At 32.3% G+C, this 26,743-nt stretch carries 21 protein-coding genes, 1 pseudogene and 1 riboswitch; of the genes and pseudogenes, 21 read left to right on the plus strand and 1 reads right to left on the minus strand.

Annotated elements, in window-relative coordinates; genetic code table 11:
* The first annotated feature begins 49 nt into the window (after positions 1-49).
* From dpaL to CPJCM30710_RS09685, 16 genes are all read left to right on the plus strand, one after another.
* Entirely contained in the window at positions 50-1,282 is a 1,233-nt protein-coding gene (gene dpaL, locus CPJCM30710_RS09610; RefSeq protein ID WP_212903964.1) for a diaminopropionate ammonia-lyase, read from the plus strand.
* A 24-nt stretch (positions 1,283-1,306) separates the two neighbouring features.
* Positions 1,307-2,515, plus strand: a complete 1,209-nt coding sequence (locus CPJCM30710_RS09615) for a YgeY family selenium metabolism-linked hydrolase (RefSeq protein WP_407644986.1) — start codon at positions 1,307-1,309, stop codon at positions 2,513-2,515.
* Between the two features lie 38 nt (positions 2,516-2,553).
* On the plus strand, positions 2,554-3,537 hold the full coding sequence (locus tag CPJCM30710_RS09620) for an ornithine carbamoyltransferase (protein ID WP_212903966.1): 984 nt from the start codon (positions 2,554-2,556) through the stop codon (positions 3,535-3,537).
* Between the two features lie 13 nt (positions 3,538-3,550).
* Positions 3,551-4,864 (plus strand): amidohydrolase family protein, encoded by a 1,314-nt coding sequence (locus CPJCM30710_RS09625; protein ID WP_212903967.1) that lies wholly within the window; start codon positions 3,551-3,553, stop codon positions 4,862-4,864.
* Positions 4,861-6,156 (plus strand): amidohydrolase family protein, encoded by a 1,296-nt coding sequence (locus CPJCM30710_RS09630; protein WP_212903968.1) that lies wholly within the window; start codon positions 4,861-4,863, stop codon positions 6,154-6,156. The genes CPJCM30710_RS09625 and CPJCM30710_RS09630 overlap by 4 nt, the downstream gene beginning before the upstream one ends.
* A 1-nt stretch (position 6,157) precedes the next feature.
* Positions 6,158-7,246: a 4Fe-4S binding protein gene (locus CPJCM30710_RS09635; RefSeq protein WP_212903969.1), complete on the plus strand. Its 1,089-nt coding sequence runs from the start codon at positions 6,158-6,160 to the stop codon at positions 7,244-7,246.
* Between the two features lie 4 nt (positions 7,247-7,250).
* The gene (locus tag CPJCM30710_RS09640) at positions 7,251-8,042 is read left to right on the plus strand and encodes an FAD binding domain-containing protein (protein ID WP_212903970.1); all 792 of its coding nucleotides are present in this window, start codon (positions 7,251-7,253) and stop codon (positions 8,040-8,042) included.
* Positions 8,033-8,482: a (2Fe-2S)-binding protein gene (locus CPJCM30710_RS09645; RefSeq protein WP_212903971.1), complete on the plus strand. Its 450-nt coding sequence runs from the start codon at positions 8,033-8,035 to the stop codon at positions 8,480-8,482. The genes CPJCM30710_RS09640 and CPJCM30710_RS09645 overlap by 10 nt, the downstream gene beginning before the upstream one ends.
* The gene (locus CPJCM30710_RS09650) at positions 8,482-10,821 is read left to right on the plus strand and encodes a xanthine dehydrogenase family protein molybdopterin-binding subunit (RefSeq protein ID WP_212903972.1); all 2,340 of its coding nucleotides are present in this window, start codon (positions 8,482-8,484) and stop codon (positions 10,819-10,821) included. Before CPJCM30710_RS09645 ends, CPJCM30710_RS09650 begins: the two co-directional genes overlap by 1 nt.
* Before the next feature lie 66 nt (positions 10,822-10,887).
* Positions 10,888-11,481 carry a nucleotidyltransferase family protein gene (locus tag CPJCM30710_RS09655; RefSeq protein WP_212903973.1) on the plus strand — a complete coding sequence of 198 codons (594 nt, stop codon included), beginning with the start codon at positions 10,888-10,890 and terminating at the stop codon, positions 11,479-11,481.
* A 56-nt stretch (positions 11,482-11,537) separates the two neighbouring features.
* A complete protein-coding gene (locus CPJCM30710_RS09660; RefSeq protein WP_281413975.1) occupies positions 11,538-13,685 on the plus strand; it encodes a xanthine dehydrogenase family protein molybdopterin-binding subunit in 2,148 nt (715 codons plus the stop codon).
* Entirely contained in the window at positions 13,675-14,145 is a 471-nt protein-coding gene (locus CPJCM30710_RS09665) for a (2Fe-2S)-binding protein (RefSeq protein WP_212903974.1), read from the plus strand. Before CPJCM30710_RS09660 ends, CPJCM30710_RS09665 begins: the two co-directional genes overlap by 11 nt.
* A complete protein-coding gene (locus CPJCM30710_RS09670; RefSeq protein WP_212903975.1) occupies positions 14,139-14,981 on the plus strand; it encodes an FAD binding domain-containing protein in 843 nt (280 codons plus the stop codon). Before CPJCM30710_RS09665 ends, CPJCM30710_RS09670 begins: the two co-directional genes overlap by 7 nt.
* A 64-nt stretch (positions 14,982-15,045) precedes the next feature.
* On the plus strand, positions 15,046-15,723 hold the full coding sequence (locus tag CPJCM30710_RS09675; RefSeq protein ID WP_212903976.1) for a hypothetical protein: 678 nt from the start codon (positions 15,046-15,048) through the stop codon (positions 15,721-15,723).
* A 41-nt stretch (positions 15,724-15,764) separates the two neighbouring features.
* The gene (locus tag CPJCM30710_RS09680) at positions 15,765-16,313 is read left to right on the plus strand and encodes a nitroreductase family protein (RefSeq protein WP_212903977.1); all 549 of its coding nucleotides are present in this window, start codon (positions 15,765-15,767) and stop codon (positions 16,311-16,313) included.
* A gap of 397 nt (positions 16,314-16,710) precedes the next feature.
* On the plus strand, positions 16,711-17,841 hold the full coding sequence (locus tag CPJCM30710_RS09685) for a glycosyltransferase (protein WP_212903978.1): 1,131 nt from the start codon (positions 16,711-16,713) through the stop codon (positions 17,839-17,841).
* 359 nt (positions 17,842-18,200) lie between these two features.
* Here CPJCM30710_RS09685 and CPJCM30710_RS09690 read toward each other — a convergent pair whose 3' ends face one another.
* Complete coding sequence (locus tag CPJCM30710_RS09690) at positions 18,201-20,132, minus strand: alpha-amylase family glycosyl hydrolase (RefSeq protein WP_246503509.1); 1,932 nt, start codon at positions 20,130-20,132, stop codon at positions 18,201-18,203.
* Between the two features lie 816 nt (positions 20,133-20,948).
* Here CPJCM30710_RS09690 and CPJCM30710_RS09695 point away from each other — a divergent pair.
* From CPJCM30710_RS09695 to CPJCM30710_RS09715, 5 genes and pseudogenes are all read left to right on the plus strand, one after another.
* Positions 20,949-21,569 (plus strand): class I SAM-dependent methyltransferase, encoded by a 621-nt coding sequence (locus CPJCM30710_RS09695; RefSeq protein ID WP_212903980.1) that lies wholly within the window; start codon positions 20,949-20,951, stop codon positions 21,567-21,569.
* Between the two features lie 201 nt (positions 21,570-21,770).
* Positions 21,771-21,852, plus strand: a riboswitch (ZMP/ZTP riboswitch).
* Between the two features lie 49 nt (positions 21,853-21,901).
* On the plus strand, positions 21,902-23,077 hold the full coding sequence (locus CPJCM30710_RS09700) for a phosphoribosylaminoimidazolecarboxamide formyltransferase (protein WP_212903981.1): 1,176 nt from the start codon (positions 21,902-21,904) through the stop codon (positions 23,075-23,077).
* Between the two features lie 1,099 nt (positions 23,078-24,176).
* Positions 24,177-24,953 carry a hypothetical protein gene (locus CPJCM30710_RS09705; protein WP_212903982.1) on the plus strand — a complete coding sequence of 259 codons (777 nt, stop codon included), beginning with the start codon at positions 24,177-24,179 and terminating at the stop codon, positions 24,951-24,953.
* A gap of 160 nt (positions 24,954-25,113) precedes the next feature.
* Positions 25,114-25,653 (plus strand): flavodoxin domain-containing protein, encoded by a 540-nt coding sequence (locus CPJCM30710_RS09710; RefSeq protein WP_212903983.1) that lies wholly within the window; start codon positions 25,114-25,116, stop codon positions 25,651-25,653.
* 276 nt (positions 25,654-25,929) lie between these two features.
* Positions 25,930-26,637, plus strand: a pseudogene (locus tag CPJCM30710_RS09715) (IS6 family transposase).
* Positions 26,638-26,743 lie beyond the last annotated feature (106 nt).

A 26,743-nucleotide genomic window follows, 5' to 3' on the forward strand; every position in this document is an offset into this window, starting at 1 on the left:
TTGATTATAAATGTATTGAATCATAAGTTTTTAGGTATGGTGGCAGTGTATGTGTAAAAATAAATTATCTGGTATAAAAATGATTTATAGAAGTAATAGAGAAGAAGTGAAAAGGAGTAAATTTCCATCATTTTTAACTATAGATAAGCTTGAAGAGGTAAAAAGCTTTCATAAAACTATGAATAACTATAAGAAAACTCCACTTGTGAATCTTAATAGCCTTGCAAAAGAATTAGGATTAAGGTCTATTTTGGTTAAAGATGAATCAAAAAGGGGAGGCCTTAATTCTTTTAAGGTGCTTGGAAGCTCTTATGCTATAGCAAAACTGATATGTAAGAGATTAAATTTAAGATTAAAAGATGTAAACTTTAATTACTTAAAATCAGAGGAAGTAAAAAATAAAACAGGAGAGATAACTTTTGTTACCTGTTCTGATGGTAATCATGGAAGGGGAGTTGCATGGACTGCAAGGGAGATAGGACAAAAGGCAGTGGTCTATCTTCCAAAGGGAACTGCAAGAAGAAGGGTTGAAGCAATTATAGAACTTGGTGCAAAGGCAATTGTAACAGATTTAAACTATGATGACACAGTTAGATATGCAGTAAAAATAGCGCAAGAAAATAATTGGGAAATAGTCCAGGATACTGCATGGGAGGGCTATACAGAAATTCCAATATGGATAATGCAGGGATATGCAGCAATGGCCTATGAGGCATTAGAGCAAATTGAAGAAATGGGTATTAAAAAGCCTACACATATGTTTATACAAGCTGGGGTTGGAGCCATGGCAGGAGCTGTGCTTGGATTTTGTGTTAATTATTTTAATGGAAAACATCCTATAACTACAGTAATAGAACCTGTTAATGCTGCATGCATGTTCAGGTCAGCAGAAATCAATGATGGAAAACCACATGGAGTAATAGGGGGACTTGAAACGATTATGGCAGGACTTGCCTGTGGAGAACCAATATTATATGGTTGGGAAATACTAAGGGACTTTTCAGATGCATTTTCTATGTGTCCTGATTATGTAACAGCGAGGGGAATGAGAATTTTAGCAAATCCTTTAGAAAACGATGAAAAAGTTATCTCAGGAGAATCAGGGGCAGTAGGTACAGGATTTATTTCTCTCATAATGCAGAGAAAGGAGCTTACAGAGATTAAGGAAAAATTAGCTTTAAACCAAAATTCAACTGTTATTTTATTTAGTACGGAAGGTGCAACAGACCCTGTAAATTACAGGAGTGTTGTATGGGATGGAAAATACAACATACCATATTAATTTTTTAGGAGGTTTAAAGTGAATATAGATTTTAATCAAGTACTTGCTAAAGCAGAAGAGTATAAAAAGGATATATCAGATTTCTTAAAAGACATTATAGCTATTCCTAGTGAAAGTTGTAAAGAAGAGCTTGTGGTAAAAAGAATAAAGTCTGAAATGGAAAAGGCAGGCTTTGATAGAGTTGAAATAGATGGGATGGGAAATATATTGGGTTTTATAGGACATGGAAAACATATAATTGCAATGGATGCCCATATTGATACCGTTGGTACAGGCGATAAAAGTCAGTGGAAATATGATCCATACATTGGATATGAGGATGAAGAAATCATCATTGGAAGGGGAGCAAGTGACCAAAAAGGCGGAATGGCTTCAATGGTTTACGCCGGAAAAATAATAAAGGATTTAAAACTTGAAGATGACTACACATTAATAGTTACAGGTACTGTTCAAGAGGAGGACTGTGATGGATTATGTTGGCAATACATTATTAATGAAGATAATATAACTCCTGAGTTTGTAGTAATAACAGAGCCGACTTCCTGCAATATATACAGAGGTCAAAGAGGGAGAATGGAAATTAAGATACAAACGAAAGGAATAAGCTGTCATGGTTCAGCACCTGAAAGAGGTGATAATGCAATTTATAAAATGGCACCTATTTTAATGGAGCTGAAGGAGCTAAATGAAAGGCTAAAAGATGATAGTTTTTTAGGAAAGGGTACACTAACTGTTTCAGAAGTATTCTTTTCATCACCTTCAAGATGTGCAGTTGCAGATGGGTGTACTATTTCTGTAGATAGAAGACTTACACAAGGAGAAACATGGGAATATGCCCTTGAACAAATAAGAAACTTACCATCTGTAAGGAATGTGGGAGCAGATGTTTCCATGTATGAATATTCATCACCCTCATATACGGATCTTGTATACAAAACACAAGCGTATTTTCCAACATGGGTTTTAGAAGAAAACCATCCAGCCTGTCAAACACTAATAAAAGCTTACAAAGCTTTATTTGTAAAGGAACCATTAGTGGATAAGTGGACATTTTCAACAAATGCTGTTTCCATTATGGGAAGGTTTAAAATACCATGCATAGGCTTCGGACCTGGACATGAAGACCAAGCCCATGCACCAAATGAAATGACATGGAAAAGAGAACTTGTAGATGCAGCAGCTATGTATGCATTGATTCCGATAATATATGTAAAAGAATATTGTAAGGATTGAAGTTATTTATCTTTACCAACAAAGAAAGGAGAAGGTTTATGCAAGGTATATTTAGGGGTAGGCATTTTATTGACTTGGAGGAATGGACAAAGGAAGAGATAGATATACTTCTTGATGTTTCCAATTATTTTAAGAAAAAATTTAAGCTGGGAGTTGCAACTCCTTATCTTTCATATCAAACAATTTTTCTTATGTTTTTTGAACAATCAACAAGAACAAGAAATTCAATGGAGGCAGGAATTGCACAGTTAGGGGGACACGCAAATTACCTTGATACAAGTACAATGCAGATATCTCATGGAGAAACACCGAAGGATACAGCAATTATTCTTTCAAGATTTGGACATGGAATAGCATGTAGAAACTGCTTCTGGGAAGTTGGAAATAAATATTTAAGAGAGATGGCAAAGTGGTCAACAGTACCTATTATGAGCTTGCAGTGTGATTTATACCATCCAATGCAGGGCCTTGCGGATTTAATGACAATTAAAGAAAAGGTTGGAGATTTAAAAAGGACGAAAATATCAATTATTTGGGCATATGCAAAGAGTCATAAAAAACCAATATCAGTTCCTGTAACTCAAGTTTTACTATTCCCAAGATACGGCATGGATGTAACCTTAGCATATCCTAAAGGATATGATTTACCGGAATGGGTTATAAATGATGCTAAGAAAAATGCGTTAAAGTATGGCGGAACATTGAAGATCACTCATAACATGGAAGAAGCCTATAGAGACGCGGACATTGTTATACCTAAAAATTGGGGAAGTTGGGTTAATAATCAGAGCACAGAGGTTGTTGATAGTCTACTTGAGTCATATAAGGATTGGAAGTGTACTGAAAAAATGATGAGTATAGCCAATAAAGATGTTTTATATATGCATGCTCTTCCAGCAGACAGAGGAAATGAAGTAGAGGATTCAGTTATAGATGGTTCTCATTCCATTGTTTATGATGAAGCTGAAAATAGGCTTCATACTGCTAAAGCAGTAATGGCACTTACAATGGGAGGAAAGTAACTGGGGTGATATATTGTTTGATCTCGGGATTATAAATGGAAAAATATATTTAGAGGGAAGCTGGTTTGAAGGAAATATATATATAAAAGATAAAAAAATTGCAGCTATATCTAGGTGCTTTCTTGAAACAAAGGAGGAATATAATGCTGATGGAAATTATGTTCTACCGGGGTTTGTTGATCCTCATGTGCACTTTGCACTAACCGTTGGAAAACATACATCAGCTGATGACTTTTACAACGGTTCAGTGTCTGCAGCCTTTGGAGGAATAACAACATTTATAGATTTTATAGATCCTGTTTCAAAAAGTGATGAATTAGATAATGCAATTTCAAATAGAATGAAGAAAGCGGAAAAAAGTATAATAGATTACTCATTTCATGCAACAATAGCTAATCTAAAGGACAACTCATTAAAATTTATAGAAAAAATGAAGAGTCTTGGGATTCCAACTATTAAACTATTTACAACATACTCGACTTCAAATAGACGTACAACAGATAGAACGATAGATAATTTGTTGAACTTGTCAAAGGAAAAAGAAATACTTGTACTTGTACATGCAGAAAATGATGGTATTGTACTTGAAGGGCAAAAGCTGCCCGTATCTGCACATGAGGATTTAAGACCTGCCATAGCAGAAATAAGTGAGATTTTAAAGCTTGCAGAAATGACAAGGTATAGAGATGGAAGAATGTATATTGTTCATAATAGCTGTGGAACAACTGTAGAAAGTCTTAAAAAAGGGTATAGTACCATTCTAAATAAAGATTTTATTATAGAAAGCTGCCCACATTATTTTATTTTATCTAAGGATCAATATTACAAAGAAGATGGTTATTTATATACTATGACTCCAGCACTTAGAAGTAGTGATGAGGTAGAAAGACTTATTGTAAATATAGACAATGTATTTGTAATTGGAACAGATCATTGTCCATTTTATAAAGTAGAGAAAAACAAAGAGTTTTTATGTGATATACCAATGGGGGTTGGGGGGATAGAGTATTCTTTTTCTATTATGTATTCCTTGTTTGGCAACAAAATAATTGACAAATACACTAAAAATCCTGCAGTTATACATGGGTTATATCCTAAGAAGGGAAGTTTATATCCTGGAGCGGATGCAGATATAGCAATATTTAATCCAAAGTATGAGTATATAGTCTCGGGTCATCATTCAAATGCCGATTATTCAATTTATGAAGGAATAAAAATCAAAGGTAAGATATGTTCAACAATTTCAAAGGGTAAGTTTGTAGTTAAGGAGGGAGTGTTAATAGGTGGAAAGGGTGAGTTTGTCCGTAGAGAGGTGAAAGTACTTTGAAGGCATTGATTAATGCAAATATATTTGATTTTGAGATTTACAAAGAGGGACAGTATGTACTATTTGAAGAAGAAATAAAAGAAGTAGGTAATATGAGCGAATTTAAGGGAGCAGATGAAGTTTATGACTGCAGTGGTTCTATTATAATGCCTAGTCTTTTAAATGGACATACACATGTCTATTCTACCTTTGCAAGGGGATTAAATATCCCTTTTAATCCCAAGAACTTTAAGGATATTCTAGAACAGCTTTGGTGGAAGATGGATTCTAAGCTTGATAGAAGGGCTGTTTACTACAGTGGTATTGCATATGCTCATGACTGTATCAAAAGCGGCGTAACAACAATAATAGATCATCATGCAAGTGGACTTGAAATAAGTGGAACGTTAAATGAACTTAAAAAAAGTATATGTGATTATATGAGTCTTAGAGGGATATTTTGTTTTGAAACAAGTGATAGATTTAATGTTGATGAATGTATCAAAGAAAATTTAGATTTTGCTAAAGGCTCAAAGAGTAATAACTATTCAGGGATTTTTGGAATGCATGCTTCTATGAGTCTTTCTGATAATACATTAAAAAAAATATCAGATAGTATAGATGATTTACCAATTCATATACATGCTGCTGAAAGTTTTGAAGATGAAGAAGATTCTAAGATAAAATATGGAAAATCAGTGGTTAAAAGGCTTGATGATTTTAACTTAATAAAAGAAAACTCAATACTTGCCCACTGTATATACCTGGATAAAGAAGAAGCTGAAATAATAGGCAAAAGAAATGCATATGCAGCTATAAACCCAACATCAAATATGAACAATGCAGTGGGGCTTTTTGATTATAGGCTTTTGAAGGAGCATAATGTTAGGTGTATCCTCGGAAATGATGGATTAGGAACAAACATTTCAAGGGATTATTTAAATTTGTTTTTTGGAATGAAGTACAGGTTTAAAAGTCCTATAGCATTTTCCTTTGATGATTTAAAGGAAGTTATTGATAATGGCTATAAATATGCTGGTAAGCTACTTAATATAAAGATTGGAAGGATAAAAACAGGGTATAGGGCAGATATGATAAGTGTCTTATATAAAAGCCCAACAGCTATCAGTAATGATAATAAAATGTCTCACTTGATATTTGGAATTTTTGATAACTTTCATCCGAAGGACGTGTGGTGTGACGGAGAGATACTTCTTAAAAACTATGAGATGACTAAGAATATTGGAGACATATACAATGAAATAAAAAAGGAATCCATTAAAGTGTGGGAAAGAATTGGTAAGGGGGAGTAGAATGGATTTAAGTACAAAGATAGCAGGAATAAATCTAGAAAACCCGTTAATGCCCGCCGCAGGTCCTCTTGTTGGGGATTATGAAAAAATAATGGCTATAACAAGTTTTAGAGTTGGAGCAGTGGTAACAAAGACAATCTCAACTTCAGCTGCAAATGTACCAAGGCCATGTATATATGGAGATAAAAATAGAATAATGAATGCGGAGTTATGGTCAGAATTTCCTCCAGAAAAGTGGATAGATGATATACTACCTAAACTGAAAGGACAGCTTAACATTCCCATAATCATAAGTGCTGGCTATACAATGGAAGATATGAAACTGCTTATTCCAAAGCTCGATAGATATGCTGATGCTTTTGAGATTTCGACCCATTATGTTGGAAGGGATGTTAAGGTAATAGGGAAAATAGTAAAGACAATCAGAAAAAATACAGATAAGCCTATTTTTATGAAAATTAGCCCACACATTCCAGATCCTGTCGGCTTTGCAAAGGTTGTAAAGGAAAATGGAGGAAATGGGATAGTTGCAATTAATTCCTTAGGACCAACTATGATGATAGATATAAGTAAAAGAGAAGTTTTGATGGGTAATAAAAATGGTCAGCTTTGGTCATCAGGCCCTGTAATAAAACCAACTGCCCTTGCAATTGTAAATACTATTAGAGAAGCAGTAGAGGACTTTACAATTATAGGAACAGGTGGTATAGCTACGGCAGACGATATTATAGAATTTTTACTTGCTGGTGCTGATGCAGTACAAATGCTATCTTCAGCCATGATTTGGGGAAAGGATTTATATGAAAAATTGATAAAGGAATTACCGCAAGCCCTTGAACGATACGGATTTACAAGTATTGATGAGGTAATAAAAACAAGGCTTAAAAAGGGTAGTGAAAAATATGATATTAAATACCCAATAGTTGATAGTAATAAATGTACAGGATGCAGTCTATGTGAAAAAATATGTCCCTATTTTGCAATGAAAGTAAAGGATACTGCAAAAACCAATGAAGAAAAATGTTTTGGATGTGGTTTATGTGAATCAAGATGTCCTGTAAAAGCTATTTCTGGAATCTTAAAGGGGTGAAAATTTGAAGATAGATGAATATTTAAAACCTAAAACCCTTGAAGAAGCATATAATCTTTTAAATTCATGCAAGAAATCAGCAGTTATTGGTGGAGGAGCTTTTTTAAGACTTTCCAATAGACACATTAGACTTGGAATAGACCTTTCAAATATAGGATTAAATTATATAAAGGAAAATGATAAGGAAATAGAAATAGGTGCAATGGTAACCCTTAGAGAGGTTGAGCAAAGTGAAATAATTAAGAATAATTTTGATGGCTTAGTTCATACTGCAGTTAAAAAAATTATGGGAGTACAAGTGAGAAATATTGCTACAGTTGGAGGGTCAGTTTATGGTAAATACGGCTTCTCTGACTTTATTACAGCTCTTCTTCCGCTTGATTGTAATGTTGTTTTATATAAAGGTGGGTTATTGTCTCTTACGGACTTTTTAAAGAATAAGGATAAGGACATAATTGAAAAAATTGTACTAAAAAAGTTTAAGATTAAAGCTGCTTTTAAGGACTTTAGAAATACAAGTACAGATTTTGCTATATTGAACACTGCAGTTGTTATGAATGAAAATACATTAAGAATATCAGTTGGTGCAAGACCGGGAGCAGCAGTATTAAAGGTATTTGACCAAGGTTTTATAAATTCATTTAAAGATACGGTTGATATAGCAGAAGAAACTTCACTAGTTATGGTTAAAGACCTCCAATTTGGAAGTGATATAAGAGCAACATCTGAATATAGAAGAGAAATATGTAAGGTGCTTGTGAAACGGGGCGTTATGGAGGTGGTTGGATGCAGATAAAGCTTAACATTAACAACGTACAAAGAAGCTTTGAAATAGAGCCAGATGCTATGCTTACGGATGTTTTAAGAAAAAATGGTTTTATAAGCGTTAAAATGGGATGTAATGAAGGTGCATGCGGAATATGTACAGTGCTGATTGATGGGAAGCCAGTTTCATCATGTTCTCTATTTGCAGCAAAGGCAGAAGGCCATAATATAACAACAGTTGAGGGAGTTATAGAGGAGGCAGAGGAAATAGGAAGGTTCTTAACATCTGAGGGTGCTGAACAATGTGGATATTGCAGTCCGGGATTTGTTTTAACTATAATTGCTATGAAAAGAGAATTAACAAAACCTTCAGAGGAAGAAATAAAGGATTATTTAGTAGGAAACTTATGCAGATGTTCAGGGTATGTTGGACATCTGCGTGCAATTAAAAAATATCTGGGGGTGGAGTAATGAGTGAGGTTAACAAGTGTATTCCAAAGATAGATGGAATGGGATTAATACTTGGAAAACCAGCGTATACAGATGATGTTGCCCCCTATAATGCTCTTATAATAAAGGTTCTTAGAAGTCCTTATTCCTTTGCAGAAATTAAAAGTATTAATACAGATAAAGCTAAAAATATTTCAGGAGTAGAATGTGTCTTAACGTATAAGGATGTTCCAAGGAATGCAGTAACAAGAGCAGGTCAAGGGTATCCTGAGCCATCACCCCATGATAAGTTTGTTTTAGATAAATATGTTCGCTATATAGGTGATGAGGTAGCTGTTGTAGCAGCAGTGAATGAAAAAATTGCACAGGAGGCTATAGAACTTATTGAAGTAGAATATAATGTTTTAGAACCTGTATTGGACTTTGAAAAGGCAGAGAACCACTCTTCAATAATACATCCAGAAAGTGAAGCACATCAGATGTTTGAAATAGGTTATAATCCTTCAAAAAACTTAGCAGCCCAGTATAATATGGAGGTTGGAAAGGTAGAAGATATTCTTAATAATAGTGATGTAGTCGTTAAGCAAAGATATTATACTCAGGCTCAGGCACATTGTGCTTTGGAAGCACATTCATCTACGGCTTTCATTGATTATCAAGGGAGACTAAATATTATATCATCAACTCAAACACCATTTCATGTGAGAAGAATCATATCAGAGGCATTATCCATACCTATAAGCAAAGTTCACGTCATAAAACCAAGGATAGGTGGAGGATATGGAGGTAAACAGGCTATTCATGGAGAACTTATAGCAGCTGCAGTAACATTAAAAACAAATAAACCCTCAAAACTTATATATACAAGAAATGAAGTGTTTGAGTCTACGTACTCAAGGCATCTGATGAGGTTTGATATAATCATTGGAGCAGATAAAAAGGGAAATATAAAAGCTATTGATGTAGAACTTCTTTCAGATACAGGTGCATATGGAGAACATGCATTAACTGTATTTATGGTTGCAGGATCTAAAACTTTGCCAATGTATAACAAGGTAGAAGCAGTAAGGTTTGGAGGAAAGACTGTATATACTAATCATACTCCAGCAGGAGCATTTAGAGGGTATGGAGCAATACAGGGAAATTTTGCTCTTGAATCTACAATAGATATGCTTGCGGAAAAGTTAAATATGAGTGGAGTTGAAATAAGAAGACAAAATATGATAAGAGAAGGGCAAACATCTCCAATCTTTAAGATAATGGGAGAGGGAACTGAAGGAATAGAAATGAATGTTGATAGCTGCAAGCTTGATTATTGTTTAGATAGAGTTCTTGATCTTATTAAATGGGATAAAAAATATCCAAATAAGAATATGGCAGATGGAAAAGTAAGAGGAGTTGGAATGGCTATAGCAATGCAGGGTTCAGGAATACCGTATATAGATATGGCAGCTGCAGTTTTAAAGTTAAATGATGGAGGTTTCTTTAATCTGCTTATAGGTGCTACGGATCTTGGAACTGGAAGTGATACTATACTTGCTCAAATTGCAGCAGAAGCGTTAGGCGTTACAGTAGATAAAATCATTGTGTATTCATCAGACACAGATACTACACCTTTCGATACTGGCGCATATGCTTCAAGCACAACATATATATCAGGTCATGCAGTAAGAAAAACTGCAGAAAAAATGAAAAAGCTAATTGAAGAAGAGGGAGCAAGACGATTTAAAGTTTCTAATGAAATGGTTCAATTTAATGGAACGGATGTTGTTACAAAGGATGGAACTCAAAGAGTATCTCTTAAGGACTTATCAAATCAGTTATATTACAATCATGACCAGAAGCAACTTATAGCTTCAAGCTCTTATGTGGGTAAAAAATCACCACCACCATTTATGGCAGGAGCAGTAGAGGTTGAGGTTGATAGGGAAACTGGGAAGGTTGAAGTATTAGATTATTCTGCAGTTGTAGATTGTGGCACAACTATTAATCCAAACCTTGCAAGGATTCAAGTGGAAGGAGCAATTGTACAGGGCATAGGGATGACTTTATATGAAGATGTTAAGTATCATTCTAATGGTAAGTTAATAACTAATAATTTTATAAATTATAAGATTCCTACAAGAAAGGAGATTAACAATATAAGAGTTGAGTTTGCTGACAGCTTTGAACCATCAGGACCATATGGAGCAAAATCTGTTGGAGAAATAGGAATAGATACACCACCAGCGGCTATTGCAAATGCTATATATAATGCAGTAGGAGTAAGACTTACAAGCCTGCCAATAACACCTGAAAAGGTATTGATAGCTTTAAAAAGTAAAGAGAAGGTGGAAAAGGAAAATGAAAACCCGCAATAAGGAAAAGAGTGAATTTAAGGTGGCATTAAATCCAATAATATTATCTTCAGTGTTACTATTTAAATCATGGAAGTAGAAGGAGTTATCCTAGCAGCTGGATTTTCTTCAAGAGCAGGTACTTATAAAATGACTTTAGAGATAAATGGAGAAACAGTTATTGAAAGATGTGTTAAAAGTATGTACGATGTCTGCTCAAGGATTATAGTTGTTGGAGGATATAGAAAAGAGGTTATTAAAGAAATTTTAGATAAATACTCAAAGGTAGAAGTTGTGTACAATAATGCCTATGAACAGGGAATGTTTACGTCTGCTATAGAGGGTTTTAAATATATTAAAGAAGAAAAGATATTTTTCACCCCAGGAGATTATCCACTTATCAGTAAAGATGTTTACGATACATTGCTTAAGGCAAGTGGAGATATAATTATCCCTTCTTACAATGGAAAAAAGGGTCACCCTGTACTAATGAAAAAATGCATTGTGCAAGAACTTCTCCAAAGTACAAGATTTTCTACCCTTAAGGATTTTATAAATTCAAAGGGTTTTGTGAAGGTTGATGTAGATGAAGAGGGGATTTTAATCGATATTGATACAATGGAAGATTATTTGAAAGCTAAAAATATATTTAGGCAAAATTATAGAATTCAAAAACACGGATAATACTTCATCCGTGTTTTTGAAGCATATTTCTTAAAACTTCCTAAAGGGGGGTTAAAGTGGATATAAGTAAACCAATAAAAAGATTTGATGCTGAAGAAAAAATATCAGGTAGTGCTAAATATATTGCTGATATGGAATTTGATGATATGTTTTATGCTAAAACACTTCGTTCAACTAAAGCAAGGGCAAAAATTATAAACATTGAAATTCCTAAACTACCAAAAGGGTATTTCATTGTAGATAAGACAGACATTCCAGGAAGAAACAGAGTAAAGATAATTTTTTATGACCAACCTTTTTTTGCAGAGGACATAGTAAATTATATTGGAGAACCTATACTACTGGTTGTCGGGCGAGAAAAGAATGTAATTTTAGACATCATATCAAAAATAAAAATAGATTATGAGGATATGGAGCCAATTTTAAGTATAGATGAAGCAGAAAAAAACAGTAAAAAACCTATCTTTGAATTGGACAATTGTTTTGCCAAGTATGAATACTCTAAGGGAAACTTGGAAAAGGCAAAAAAGGATAGTATAAAGACTTTTATAAGAGAATACAAAACAGGTTATCAGGAGCATATATATCTTGAAACTCAAGGTATGACAGCATCATATGAAAATGGAAAAATAAAAATATGGGGTTCAATGCAGTGTCCATATTTTGTTAAAAATGCAGTTGTAGAAGCCTTAGGATGTGATACGGATAAGGTACAGGTTATACAAACCACAACAGGAGGGGGATTTGGTGGAAAAGAGGAGTATCCTTCATTAATTGCAGGGCAGGTGGCTGCTGCAGCACTAAAGAGCCAAAAAACAATAAAACTAATTTTTGATAGAAGTGAGGATATAGAATGTTCCACAAAAAGACATCCATCAGTGATAAAATATAAAACCTATATTGATAAGAATAATAAAATTTTAGGGATGGACGTTGATATAAAACTTGATGGAGGAGCATACTCAGGAATGTCAAGTATAGTCCTTCAAAGAAGTATGTTTGCAGCAATTGGAGTCTATAATGTAGAAAATGTAGTGGTTAAAGGAAAGGTTGTTGCAACTAATAATGTAATCTCTGGTGCCTTTAGAGGCTTTGGGGCTCCTCAATCATTTTTTGCACTTGAAATGCATATGGATTACATCGCTAATCAGTTAGGAATAGATAATGTAGAGTTTAGAAGGAAAAATATATTGAAGAAGGGAGATTTATCTTCAACTAGTGGAATTTTTAGAGATTATATTCCTCTCCCTGAGATAATGGAAAAAATAGAACAGATGTCTGATTATAAAAATAGAATAAGAAATAAAAGTAATGAAAGTGATAAAAGTGATGAAAGTAAGCTTCGTGGAATAGGCTACGCAGTATTCTTCCATGGTGGAGGATTTACTGGAAGTGGAGAGCGGGATATTATAAAGGCTAAGGTAAAATTAAAAAAGAACAAATATGGAGTTGTTGAAATTTTAATATCAAATGTTGAAATGGGACAAGGAACGCAGACTTCATTAAGAAAGATTGTGGCAGCAACCTTGGGCATTTCAATTGAGAATGTTATTTATCAAAACCCTGATACAGACAGAGTTCCTGATTCAGGACCAACAGTAGCCTCAAGAACAACAATGATTATTGGAAGACTTCTTGAAATGGCAGCAAAGGATATGAAGAAAAGATGGAGCGAAGAAGAATTTGATGTAATAAATCAATATAAACATCCTGATGGCTTTAAATGGGATGATGGAAGGTTTGTTGGAGATGCATATAATGTTTATTCATGGGGTGCAAATATAGTTGAAGTTGAGGTGAATAAATTAACCTATGAGGTTGAGGTTAAGGGTGTATGGGCAGTTTTTGATATAGGAACAGCAATTGATGAAAAAATTATTCAAGGCCAAATAGAAGGTGGAATGCTGCAGGGACTTGGATATGCTGGTATGGAAGTTATGCTTAGCAATAATGGAAGGATTCAACAAAGAACTAATACGGATTATATTATACCTACATCAATGGATTTTCCAAGAATAGAGAGTGCATTAGTAGAAAATCCATATAAAGAAGGACCCTTTGGTGCAAAAAGTGCAGGAGAACTCACTCTTATTGGAGCACCAGCAGCATATGCTATGGCAGTGCAGGATGCTATAGGAAGGCCACTTAATAAGATTCCTATTACTCCAGAATACTTGATGGAGGTAATAAAAAATGAGAATTAACTTTATTCTTAATAATAGAAGTACTTCTGTTGAATGTGATCCAATGATAAGACTGTTGGATATTTTAAGAGAGGTCTTTAAGCTTACTGGAGTTAAAGAAGGCTGTGGGGAAGGGGAATGTGGAGCATGTTCAGTTATCATTAATGGTAATATAGTTAATTCATGTCTTGTTCCAGCAGGAACCCTAGAGGGTGCAGAAATAACTACAATTGAGGGATATAGGGAAACTAAAAGATATTTAATATTAAAGGAAGCCTTTGAAGAAGCAGGCGCAGTTCAATGTGGTTTTTGCATACCAGGTATGATAATGGCAGCGGAGGCTCTTTTAAGTAAAAATAAGAACCCAACTGAGAGGGATATAAGAGAAGGAATATCGGGAAATCTATGCAGATGTACGGGCTACAGTATGATTGTCGAGGCTATAGGGATTGCGGCTAAAAAAGGTGATGGCCTATGGTGAAAGCAATTATTCCTAAAGATATAGACGAGGCATTACAATTTATGGAAAAAACAGAGGTTTATGTAGTAGCTGGAGGTACTGATCTTATGGTTAAAAAGAAAGGATGGTCAGGTGTAGCTCCGTATTTTGATAAACCTATTATTTTTATTAAATACCTTAATGAATTAAAGGAAATTAAATTAGAGAAAAATATATTAAAGATAGGTGCTGGATGTACCTTTAAGGATATTGTTGATAGTGATAAAACATCACAATATCTTAAAGAGGTTTCTTTAAATATAGCATCTCCAGCAATAAGAAATATTGCAACTATCGGTGGAAATATATGCAATGCTTCACCAGCAGCAGATATTTTACCACCTTTATATGCTGTAAGAGCAGAGGTTGTTTTAGAAAGTACAGATGGAAAAAGAAATGTTCCAATTGAGGATTTTATATTAGGACCTAGAAAGATAAATATAAAAAAAGGGGAACTATTAAAGGAAATAATCATACCCACAATAAAATGTTCAAAGTTCTACTATAAAAAAATAGGCACAAGAAAAAGTATTGCTCTTTCTAAACTGTCTTTTTTTGGATTTGCAAATGTTGAAAGTAAAAAAATAGAAGATATTAAACTGGCATTTGGAGCGGTAGGACCTACAGTAGTAATATCAAAAGATATAGAGAACTCATTAAAGGGTATTCCTATAGATGAAATACAAAATATAGTTAAAAGTATAAAAGAAGAATACTCAAAGCTTCTAAATCCTATTGATGACCAAAGGTCAACAGCGGAGTATAGAAGAAATATTGCATTGAATTTATTGGAGGACTTCCTATTAAATATAATATAGAATGTTAGGTTATAGCTAGATAGCTTCATAACTGAATTTATAATCCAGGGCATACAAGTTCATATTGAAGTTGTTTATCTTTATAAAGGAGATACATGGATTACAAAATGTGTTAAATGAAGGGGGGATTAAAACGTTATCTGAAGAATTTATTCGGAGGTTAGTTTTAATAGCAATTTCTTTAGCATTACTTAGTTTTACAGAAGGGTGTTCAACAGAAAGTAATTCAAGCGTAGAAACAAAGAAGACAACTAGTGAAGCTGCTAATTCATCAACTCAAGTACAAAAGGTAGAAGATAATCAGGTGGATAAAAGAGAAAATGAAGAAATAGTTTATAATAAGTATACAAATTCAAGATATGGATTTTCTATAGATTATCCTAATAATTATAAGATTGAAGAAACTTCACAAAATAGAGATGGAGCAATTATATCATCTGACAAAGCAAAACTTATTGTTTTTGGAAACAATAATGTGCTTAATTATGGTGTGAAATCATATTATGATTTTGATACTAGCCAAATCAAAGAAAAAATAAAATACAAAGTTATCAAAGATAATTGGTTTATTATTTCTTGGATAGAAGGCGATAATATAGTTTATCAGAAAACTGTAGTAGGAAAAGGATCAGCAAATACATTTATCTTCACATATTCAAAAGTAGATGCTAGTAAATATGATGAAGCTGTAAAAAGATTAAATGAAAGTTTCAAAACTCCAGGAATTAACGAATCACATTAATTTTAAAAATAATTTAAAGCTTATAAAACGGAGGAATTAAATTGTTAGAGTTACTTAAAAAAAGAAGAAGTATTAGAAAATTTAAGGATAAAGAAATTGAAAAAGAAAAAATTACGCAGTTGATACAAGGTGCTCTCTTATCACCGTCTTCTAGAGGGAAAAAGCCTTGGGAATTTATTGTTATAACAGATAAGAACATTCTAGATAAATTATCTTTTTCTAAACAGGCTGGATCAACTTTTTTAAAGAATGCGCCTTTAGGAATTGTTATACTTGGGAATCCAGATGTTAGTGATGTGTGGATAGAAGATACATCAATAGCTACGACACTTATTCAATTGTTGGCAGAATCTATAGGATTAGGTTCTTGTTGGATTCAGATTAGGGAAAGAAACCATAACAACAATATCAAATCGGAGGATTATGTTCGTCAGATTTTGAATATTCCAGAAAATATTAGAGTAGAATCTATTGTTGCTGTAGGATATTCAGATGAAATGAAGACTCCATATGAAGAAGAGGACTTGAAATATGATAAAGTATTCTTAAATAGTTACAAGAATCAATATAATTTAAAAGAATTAAAATAATAGGTTCTTTAAGAGCATCTTAGAAATAAGGGTGCTCTTTTTTTAAGGAAAAGACTAGAATCACTTGGTTCTATTATCTTAACTGTAAATCATCAGATGCATAAGATTATCCTTTTAAGAAACCTAATTTCAATTTTTACGTGCAACAAATTAGAAATGAAAATTAGTGTTTGGATAAAGAAACTAGAAAGTTTTATATAAACATTAAAGGTACATTATTTAAATATATATATATTAATAATGCTTTTAAGCATGGAAACTTGTAGAAATAGACTATGAATGATGTATTCATAGTAAATACTTCTAACAGCGTAAGTTTATCTACGCTAGCAAGGTTGTTTCAACCTTTTATAAAACTTAAATTCTTTTTTTATATAACTAATTTGGGGGGACTTATATGGAAAATGAAAAGAATTATTTTCATTCCAAAACACATCCATTAAAAGATATTGTAGTATTAATTCCAGCTTTTAATCCAGATAATAAGTTAGTTATACTTATCAATGAACTTACCGAGCTTGGAGTAGAAAATATTATTGTTGTTGATGATGGTTCAAAGAATGAATGTAAAAATATTTTTGAGATCATCAGAAGCTTTAATCAATGTGATGTTCTACAACATGCTGTAAATTTAGGAAAAGGAAGAGCACTTAAAACAGGATTTAACCATTTTTTAAATCATTATAAAGGATTTACAGGAGTAATTACAGTGGATGCTGATGGTCAACATAAATGTGGAGATATTGTTAAAGTTGCACAGGCATTAGGTGACAATCAGAACAGCTTGATTTTAGGAACCCGTAATTTTAAAGATAAAAACATACCATTTAGAAGTCGATTTGGCAATTTAATGACTGCTAAATTATTTAATTATTTTGCTGGTATGAATATTTCTGACACACAAACTGGTCTTAGGGGAATTCCATATCATAATGTGTTGTCAATGATAAAAATAAGCGGTGAAAAATATGAATTTGAGATGAATATGCTGATGGAGTGTATTCAGAAAAGAACTGATATTAAGGAAATTGGAATTGAAACAATATATATAGATGAAAATAAATCTTCTCATTTTAATCCGATCACAGATTCAGTGAGAATTTATGTAGTATTTTTAAAGTTTATATTTTCCTCTTTTGCATCCTTTTTTGTTGATATACTTTCATTTATTATATTTATAAAGGTATTTGTAATATTAGTGCCTGACTATTTTATCTTATTATCAACAATAGGTTCTAGAGTTCTTTCATCTGCATTTAACTATACTGTCAATCGTAAAGCTGTGTTTTACTTTAAAGATAATAAGAAGAATACAATGATGAAGTATTATTTGTTATGCATAATTCAAATGTTTGTATCAGCTTTGGGAGTTTCATTTATCTATAATCAAATTCATCAATATGAGGTAGTTATTAAAATGGTTGTAGACTCATTATTATTTTTAACTAGCTTTAGAATTCAAAGAGATTGGGTTTTTAAATCTAAAACTAGTTCTAATAGTTTGACATGGGAAAACTTTCGTCAATGATCTCTCAGTAAACAATTTCATGAGTTGTGAAAAGAATTAATATATTTTTCTAAAACAGTTTACTCGAAGAAATGATAATGGAAGAGGGGGATGGTAGTATTAAATTTTTATTTGTAATATAGAGTAATAAAGTTATATTTCCTAAAATTAGAGAAGTTATAGAAAATTAAATTTTATTAAATATTTCTTCATTTGTTTTTCGCTAATGAGCTTCCATTTTATTCTTTATAGCACATTAATATAATATCTTCTATAGCATATTAATAATTCTTAAGTTAATCACCATGTTCTCAGAGGAACCTGGATAAATTAGAAGTTTCTATTTGATAAATACATTTGTCTTAAAGTTGCTTTTTACACTATATTTTTTGTAATACTAGTGCTGTACGACTAGGTGAATAAATTAGTATACCTGTATTATTTCCACGCTCAGGTAGTGTTCTCGTTGAGTAAACCACATCTTGAGATATACGAGATTGTCCACCAAATATTTCATCGTCACTACTAAATATTACTTTGTATTCGCCAGATTCACCTGTAGGAAGAGCAAATTCTGGGAAAGAGTTTGTTGGATTAAAGTTAAATAAAAATATTAGGTCATTTTTCTTATATGCTAATAATTTATCTTGTTCATCTATCCAAAGGCTTTGTAAATTATTAGATCCAACTAAATTATGCTCTTTTACAAAAGCCAACATCTCTTTATCAAATTGATATAGATAATCGTAGCGTAAATCTTTGTTTTCTGCCAAGCTCCATTGTCTACGTGCATATTTGTAGCTCCAGTTATTACCTTCTCTCGGGAAGTCAATCCACTCTGGATGACCGAATTCATTACCCATGAAATTCAGATAACCGTCACCAGAAAGGGTAATAGTACTGAATCTAATCATCTTATGAAGATCAATTGCTCTGCTGACCTGTAAATTTTGTTGATGTTTAGACATATTCCAGTACATTTCCTTATCTGCCAGCCAGAAAATGATAGTTTTATCACCAACTAGTGCTTGGTCATGTGATTCAGCATATCCGATTTTCTTTTCCTGTGGACGGCCGGTAGTTAATTCATGCCATAATTTCCACATACTCCAGTTTTCATCAGAGCACTTGCTCAGTGTATTTATCCAGAAGTCCGGTATTCCCATAGCCAATCTATAGTCGAATCCTATACCACCATCTCTAACTGGAAGGCACATTCCCGGCATACCACTCATGTCTTCAGCTATAGTTATAGCATCTGGGCGTATTTCTCTTATTAATTCATTTGCAAGCTGTAAATAATTAAGTGCATCTATATCAGTATTCATACTAAAATATTTTTCATAATTATCGAAGGCTGTACCTAGGCCATTGTCATGGTATATCATAGAGGTTATACCATCAAAGCGGAATCCATCAAAGTGGTACTCATCCATCCAGAATTTTATATTTGATAATAGAAAATGAATAACTTCGTATTTTCCATAGTTAAAGAGTTTAGAATCCCAAGCAGAATGGTTACCTCTGCCACCACCGTGGAAGAATTGGTAATCAGTACCATCAAATTCATTAATGCCCTCTGCAATATTCTTTACAGCGTGGGAGTGTACTATATCCATCAATACAACTATACCCATAGAATGAGCAGTATCAATTAATTCTTTTAAATCATCTGGTGTTCCAAACCAGGAAGAAACAGCGAAGAAGTTAGATACATGGTAGCCAAAAGAAGCATAATAAGGGTGGTTCATTACTGCCATTAATTGTACTGCAGTGTACCCATTAGCTTTTATTCTTGGAAGTACGTTTTCAGTAAATTCCTTAAAACTACCTATTCCTTCTTTTTCTTGAGCCATACCTATATGTGCTTCATAAATAAGTAGTGGTTTTGCGTTATCGGCAGAAAAAGTTTGGTCAGTCCATTTAAAAGAAGCCTCTGGCATCCAAATTTGACCAGCAAAATCGTGTGTTACAGGGTCTTGTGCAGTACGGCGAATATAAAGAGGTATTCTATCGCGTGATATTCCGTTGGCTTCTACGCGTACTTTAACACGTGACAAATGCTTAAGTGCTTCTACACCCGGTAAGAAAATCTCCCAATAGCCTTCTTTTTTCTCTAGAGGATGTGTTTCAGGATTCCAATCATTAAAATCACCAATTAGATAAAGTGCGTCCGCCTCAGGAGCCCATTCTCTATAATACCATCCGTCTTCTACTAAATGAAAACCATAAAATAAATGTCCATTGGCAAATGATTTAAAATCACCATTTTTACCAACTAGGGCCTCCTTAGTGTGGTTATACTTGTCCATACGTAGATTTAGATCCCCTTCAAATGGCTTAAGCCATGGATCGATTTCAAGTATTTTAAGCGTATTATTAGTACTTTTCATTAGAAATCTCCTTTCTCATTCATCAAAAGAGTTTTTAATTAGAATCTTTACATTCACTCTTTGGCTTTACAATGAAGTTACATTTTTTCTCAAATTTCCATATTTTTTGTACTACAATTTCAATTTTATTACAATTACCAGTTGTTGTAAATGAAAATTTGATAAATTTTGATAAAATTAATGATTTTTTAGGGTGAATTCTCTTAAAAGGGTCACAAAATTAGCTTTTACTCATAAAATATATAAGATGGAATTTAATATTTTTAATTTTTAAATAGGTGTTATTAGTGAGGTGTAAAGTTTTTGGAAAAATGTAAAGCTACAGAGAACAGGATAAAAACCTTGATTTTTAAGCTTAAATTATATATAATATAGTTAAAGTAGTTTTATATTTTTAGCTAATATCAATTAGCCTATTATGACCTACATTTGAAATGGAAGATATTTAGTATCATCAATCATGTGTAGTAGAGTTACAAGCTCTTGCCTCTATAGGCAGTGGGTTATTGAATAATAATAACTTTGTAAGAACATAATATAAATATATATATATATATAATATCTTATTAAGTATGCAAAGGCGCTGTGATTAATATCATAGCGCTTTTTAATTTTACTTTATAAAATATAAATTATTGAAAGATACTTATTTTTTACATATATAATTTGGCCAGCCAAATTGATAAAGTTAAAAGCTAAAAGGGTATAGCAAGTTTACAAAAGGGAGGAATTAAAATGGAATTAAATATAAAAGAAGTTGATGGAATTGCTTATAAAGTATTTTCACCAGTGTATCCTGTTATTGCAGAACAAATAAAAGATAAAACTGGTATAAATAAAGGATTATGTTTAGATATAGGTGCTGTAGGTGGTTATCTCGGAATGGAATTATCAAAAATTACTGATTTATCTGTTTGTTTATCTGATAAAATGCTAAAAAATACTTATGAAAACATTAGAAGTAATGGTTTAGGACATAAAGTAAAAACTTTACTTGGAAATGTTAATGAAATACCTATAAAAGATGAATCAATTAATCTTGTAATTAGTAGAGCTTTAGAATCCTTTTGGGCGGATATCGAAAAGATTTTTAAGGAAATTTATAGAGTTCTTACTCCAGGAGGTACAGCATATATTGGTGGTCGTTTGGGTATATCAGAATTGAAAGATCAAGTACCGTCAAAAATGAAAAAAAGAAACAAAGAAGGAAAGGGCGGAATTATTAAGAAACTTAATGATAACCCAATAGCAATAATTGAAAAGGCTTTATATCAAGCTGAAATAAAGAGTTTTGCAATTAATATGGATGAGTCAGGCGTATGGGTGACTATAAGAAGGTTAAACACTAAGCATTAATAAGACCAATAAACTAATTGTGTAAAGATCTATCAAAAAAGGGTAAAACCGTTATGTATAACAGCTTGATAACTGAATTGCTTACGGTAAAAAGGTTACAATTATGGTGAATTGTAACCTTTTTTATGTTATTCTAAAACCTTTAGAATTTTGTTTTATATAATATTATATATATGTTATAATATTATATAAAACAAATAAAAATAATCATGCAACTGGCGGAAATGGAGTTTACCATAGGGAGCATGATTAAATAAGAATATCGACCGCCTGGGTAAATTCAATACTTACCCAGGTTTTTTTCGTTTAATTTATTTTTGGAGGTTATATATATGAAAAATTCAGAAATTATACTTAAGTATGGATGTAATCCTCATCAAAAGTCAGCGAGAATTTATATCAAAGATAATACAATGCCCTTTAAAATTCTAAATGGTACTCCGGGCTACATTAATTTTATGGATGCATTAAACTCATGGCAGTTGGTAAAGGAATTAAAACAAATAACAGGATTGCCAGCAGCAGCTTCTTTTAAACATGTAAGTCCGGCAGGTGCTGCAGTAGGAGTTCATTTAAGCGATGCATTAAAAAAATCATATTTTGTTGAGGATATACAGTTATCTCCTGTGGCTACTGCCTATGCAAGAGCCAGAGGTGCGGATAGAATGTCATCCTTCGGGGATTGGGCTGCTATAAGTGATATTGTCGATTTATCTACAGCAACAATTTTGAGTAGGTCCGTTTCAGATGGAATAATTGCTCCTGGATATACTGATGAAGCATTACAGCTTTTAAGGAAAAAGAAAAAAGGAAACTATTGTATTATGGAAATGGACTGGAACTATAATCCTAAAGAAATTGAAACAAGAGAGATATACGGCATAACCTTTGAACAAAAAAGAAATGACATAATATTAAAAGATGAATTGCTTAATAATATAGTGACAAATAATAAAAATATCACAAATGACGCAAGACGTGACTTACTTATTTCGATGGTTACACTAAAATATACTCAGTCTAATTCTGTTTGTTTTGTTTTGGATGGTCAAGTAATAGGTGTTGGTGCAGGTCAACAGTCTCGAGTACACTGCACAAGATTGGCAGCTTCAAAAGCGGATATATGGTATTTAAGGCAACACCCAGCTGTACTTGAATTACCATTCAAAGATGGTATTCCAAGAGCTGAAAGAGATAATGTAATTGATCAATATCTTAGGGATGACATTACTTCAATGGAAATGAAAGAATGGACTAAGGTATTAAAAAAAATTCCTAATAGATTAACAAAAGAAGAAAAAGTATCCTGGCTATCTAATTTAGCTGAAGTTTCATTAGGTTCAGATGCATTTTTCCCATTTAGAGACAATATTGACAGGGCAGCTCAAAGCGGAGTGAAATATATTGTTCAACCAGGTGGTTCGTTAAGAGATGATATTGTACTAGAAGCATGTAATGAATATGATATGGTTATGGCTTGCTCTAGTTTAAGGTTATTTCATCATTAAAGTAAAATAATAAATCACTTAATAAATTCCTAAGATGCTTTCTTCTAATTATATCAATTTGAGAGGGAAGCGTTTTATCTCTGAATTTAAAAGTTAAATCCTTTTATTCCAAATCATCTATCTTTTTTTGCTGCAAACAATTTGATGACCCCAAATTGGAGGTGATCTTTATATTAGGCATTTTTATAGAATAGTTTAATTTAATTACTATTAAACTGTATTTTAATCTACCTAAAAATCATAACATTGTTTGGATAGTTATATTCTAATTTTTTAACACTAGATTTAGTGCTGCTTTTTTTTGTACACGCCACTGTGATTAGTAACCCCATGATAAAACATGTAAATAGAATTCCTAATTTTCTTATCATTTTAAATACCTTCTTTCATTCTTTATAATCTTATATAAATGCTCTATTAAAGCAGTCAATTTGTTTTCTTAATAAGGTTTCTAAATCTATATAAGGTGAATTAGTCATCTACTACATATTTATCTTATTATAATTAAGACGGTAAAATTATAATAAAAAAGAAATATAGAAGGTAAGTGAATAACTTCTTATATATCATAAATTTATCTTTAAATGAGAATATACAATTTTTTGAGAATAAAAAAATGACTTGATTACAACTCATTTTGAAAGAGATTGTAACCTCGTCATTGAGAGAAAGGTAGATAATTTATATTGTTTTCCGTAGTGAAACGTAATATCATGTTATATTTCATAGATTTATACCAAGTAACATGATGTAATGTTATATTAATGTTATTATATATGATGCTAAATAGTAAATCAACAGAAAAGGGAGATTTTATAACTTAATTTCAGTAATATTCATATTCACAACTGTAAGAGCTTTTTGGGAAATCTGAAATAAAGGAGTAGAGTAGTAGGATGTTTAGTATGTACAGTTCTGCAGGTTGTAATCTTAAATAAGTTTATCGTAAATGAGGAGTGGATTTAAATTTACCTTAAAAATACAAGAGATAAATATTTATAGTTATACTATTTTTATAAAGTTTAACAAGCGTTTATTAACATGAACTACATAGTTAGTTTTCATTGAACATAAAATGTTTTTTAGGAGAGGAGGAAAAATGAATAAAAAGTTTAAAGCTCTACTTATGACTATATCTTGTATTTTGATTTTGTCTGTTATTCAAACCATACCCGCTTTTATACTTAAACCAATTGGTGCAAAAGAGTTAAAAGGGAAAAATGTTATTATTTATTATCAAACAAAAGATGAAAAAGGGGCTAAAGAGGTTTATCAGGTTTTAGAAAACACAGTAGGAGAGATACGAGAAAAACTTGAGTTTAACAGTATAAAACCAACTAAAGTTTATTTGTATGGAAATCAGAAATCCTTATGGATTAGAAAGTATGGACTTATTACAACTTTAGGTGCTCCAGAATGGTATGTTGATGATAATAAGGGTGATAAAGTTTTGATAGTTTCACCATATGTAAATATAAAAGGACATAACCACGACAGTATTTTAAGTGCTGCAACTCATGAACTTGTTCATACAATAAACTATCAGATTAATCCAAAACTTTCATATTGGAATGATAATGGTGTAGCAAATTTTCTCGCAAAACAGTCTCCACCACAAGGTTTTACAAAATATAATTCCATTCCTACAATAGATGATATGAAAAGTGAAAATCAAAAGAGATTTGGCGATATAGGAGGTTATCAATACTCATACACTTATATTGAATTCCTTAATAACGCATATGGATGGAATAAGGTCTTGGAGTTGATTAATGGAAAGAAAACATATACTGAGATTTTTTCTAAATCTGAACATGATATCTACAACGAGTGGCTTGAGTTTTTAAAGGTAAAATGGGGTGTGCCCAAAGTATAATTTGGGGCACACCTTCTTTTAGATTGACCGTAGTTAGCGTTTTTTTATGCAGTTTTTGTTGTGAGAACTGATTCAGTAAGACTCGCTTTGTATGTTTTGGATATATATGGTAAAATATATATTAGATATTATACAATAAAAGAGCGGAGGAATTTAGATAATGGTAGAACATACTAAGAATATCGTTGTTATTTATAAATCTAAATATGGAAGTACAAAACGTTATGCAGAATGGATAGCTAGTAATGTTAATGCAGATTTATTTGAAATCTCAACGATAAGTCTTAATGATTTACAAAAGTATGATACTATAATTTTTGGAGGATCTTTACATGCTGCTGGTATTAAGGGCGTAAAGATAATTACCGATAACTTTAAACAATTGATGAATAAAAAAATTATCGTATTTGCTGTAGGATGTTCACCTGGAAGAAAAGATGCAATAAATCACGTATTATATAATAATTTTACAAATGATATGAAAGAAAGAGTAAATTTCTTTTATTTAAGGGGTGCTTTTAATTATAAAAAGTTAGGTTTTATTGATAAGATAATGATGAGTGCACTTAAGTCAAAGTTAAAAAGAATGAAGAAAGAGGAACTTGATGAGGATAGTAGGGGTCTATTAGAATGCTATGATAACCCAGTAGATTGGACGGATAAAAAAACTATTATTCCTATTATAGAATGTATAATATAGATAATATACAACGATATATTGATTCATATTTAATTTTTATATAATGTAAACTATATCAAGAAAGGTTTGTGGAAGGAGTAGAAATCCTTCCCTTTATTTAATTTAATATATATTTTACAGATACAGTTTGGAAAGGTTTTAAATGTAGGGGCAGAATTGATATTTGTTTTTGCTAGTAAAAAAAGGTTCTGGTGCAAAAACTTCAAGATAATTGCAATTAATCTTTGAATATTGGACATACTGATACTATTACTCTAAAAAAGGGACGTGATCAGTATGGAAAACCAAAATTTATTCAAATGGAAACGTTATCAGCATGAAATTATTTTGCTAACTGTAAGGTGGTATCTACGGTACAACTTGAGCTTTCGTAATTTAGTGGAGATGATGGAGGAAAGAGGATTGTCCATTGCTCACACAACCATTATGCGTTGGGTTCATCAATATGGACCTGAATTAGATGCAAGAGTACGACGTCATCTTAAGTCAGCTAACGACTCTTGGAGAGTCGATGAAACGTATATCAAAGTAAAAGGGCAATGGATGTATCTGTATCGTGCAGTCGATTCCGAAGGAAATACGATTGATTTTTACCTCAGTAAAACAAGAGACCATAAGGCTGCAAAGCGCTTCTTCAAGAAAGCTTTACGGTCTTTTCATGTTTCTAAGCCTCGTGTCATGACGGTCGATAAGAATCCGGCGTACCCTATAGCAATTGAACAGTTGAAAAAAGAGAAAAGCATGCCTGATGGTATGCAACTTAGACAACAGAAGTACTTGAATAACATAGTGGAGTAAGATCATCGCTTTATAAAGAAACGAGTCCGTTCTATGCTAGGATTAAAAACGTTTCGAACAGCCAAACAGATTATATGTGGAGTAGAGGTGATGCATATGCTGAAAAAAGGACAACTTCAACAAGGGGTGAAGTCTGTCCAAAGCGAGATTGAATTTATACATAATTTATTTGGAGTAGCATCATAATTCACAGGTGAAAAGGATATTGAGGTTCTATGTTTCTAACAAGTCATATTTGCACCAGAACCTAAAAAAATATATTATTATATTAAACAATACAAAATTAAATATG

It is taken from the genome of Clostridium polyendosporum (assembly GCF_018332455.1).
In the GTDB taxonomy this organism is placed as follows: Bacteria; Bacillota; Clostridia; order Clostridiales; family Clostridiaceae; genus Clostridium_AY; species Clostridium_AY polyendosporum.

Bases quoted from the DNA above. Each gene is read 5' to 3' on its own strand.
- dpaL (WP_212903964.1), top strand. From the start codon at position 50: ATGTGTAAAAATAAATTATCTGGTATAAAAATGATTTATAGAAGTAAT.
- CPJCM30710_RS09620 (WP_212903966.1), top strand. From the start codon at position 2,554: ATGCAAGGTATATTTAGGGGTAGGCATTTTATTGACTTGGAGGAATGG.
- CPJCM30710_RS09635 (WP_212903969.1), top strand. From the start codon at position 6,158: ATGGATTTAAGTACAAAGATAGCAGGAATAAATCTAGAAAACCCGTTA.
- CPJCM30710_RS09645 (WP_212903971.1), top strand. From the start codon at position 8,033: ATGCAGATAAAGCTTAACATTAACAACGTACAAAGAAGCTTTGAAATA.
- CPJCM30710_RS09650 (WP_212903972.1), top strand. From the start codon at position 8,482: ATGAGTGAGGTTAACAAGTGTATTCCAAAGATAGATGGAATGGGATTA.
- CPJCM30710_RS09655 (WP_212903973.1), top strand. From the start codon at position 10,888: ATGGAAGTAGAAGGAGTTATCCTAGCAGCTGGATTTTCTTCAAGAGCA.
- CPJCM30710_RS09665 (WP_212903974.1), top strand. From the start codon at position 13,675: ATGAGAATTAACTTTATTCTTAATAATAGAAGTACTTCTGTTGAATGT.
- CPJCM30710_RS09670 (WP_212903975.1), top strand. From the start codon at position 14,139: ATGGTGAAAGCAATTATTCCTAAAGATATAGACGAGGCATTACAATTT.
- CPJCM30710_RS09685 (WP_212903978.1), top strand. From the start codon at position 16,711: ATGGAAAATGAAAAGAATTATTTTCATTCCAAAACACATCCATTAAAA.
- CPJCM30710_RS09690 (WP_246503509.1), bottom strand. From the start codon at position 20,132: ATGGACAAGTATAACCACACTAAGGAGGCCCTAGTTGGTAAAAATGGT.
- CPJCM30710_RS09695 (WP_212903980.1), top strand. From the start codon at position 20,949: ATGGAATTAAATATAAAAGAAGTTGATGGAATTGCTTATAAAGTATTT.
- CPJCM30710_RS09700 (WP_212903981.1), top strand. From the start codon at position 21,902: ATGAAAAATTCAGAAATTATACTTAAGTATGGATGTAATCCTCATCAA.
- CPJCM30710_RS09705 (WP_212903982.1), top strand. From the start codon at position 24,177: ATGAATAAAAAGTTTAAAGCTCTACTTATGACTATATCTTGTATTTTG.
- CPJCM30710_RS09710 (WP_212903983.1), top strand. From the start codon at position 25,114: ATGGTAGAACATACTAAGAATATCGTTGTTATTTATAAATCTAAATAT.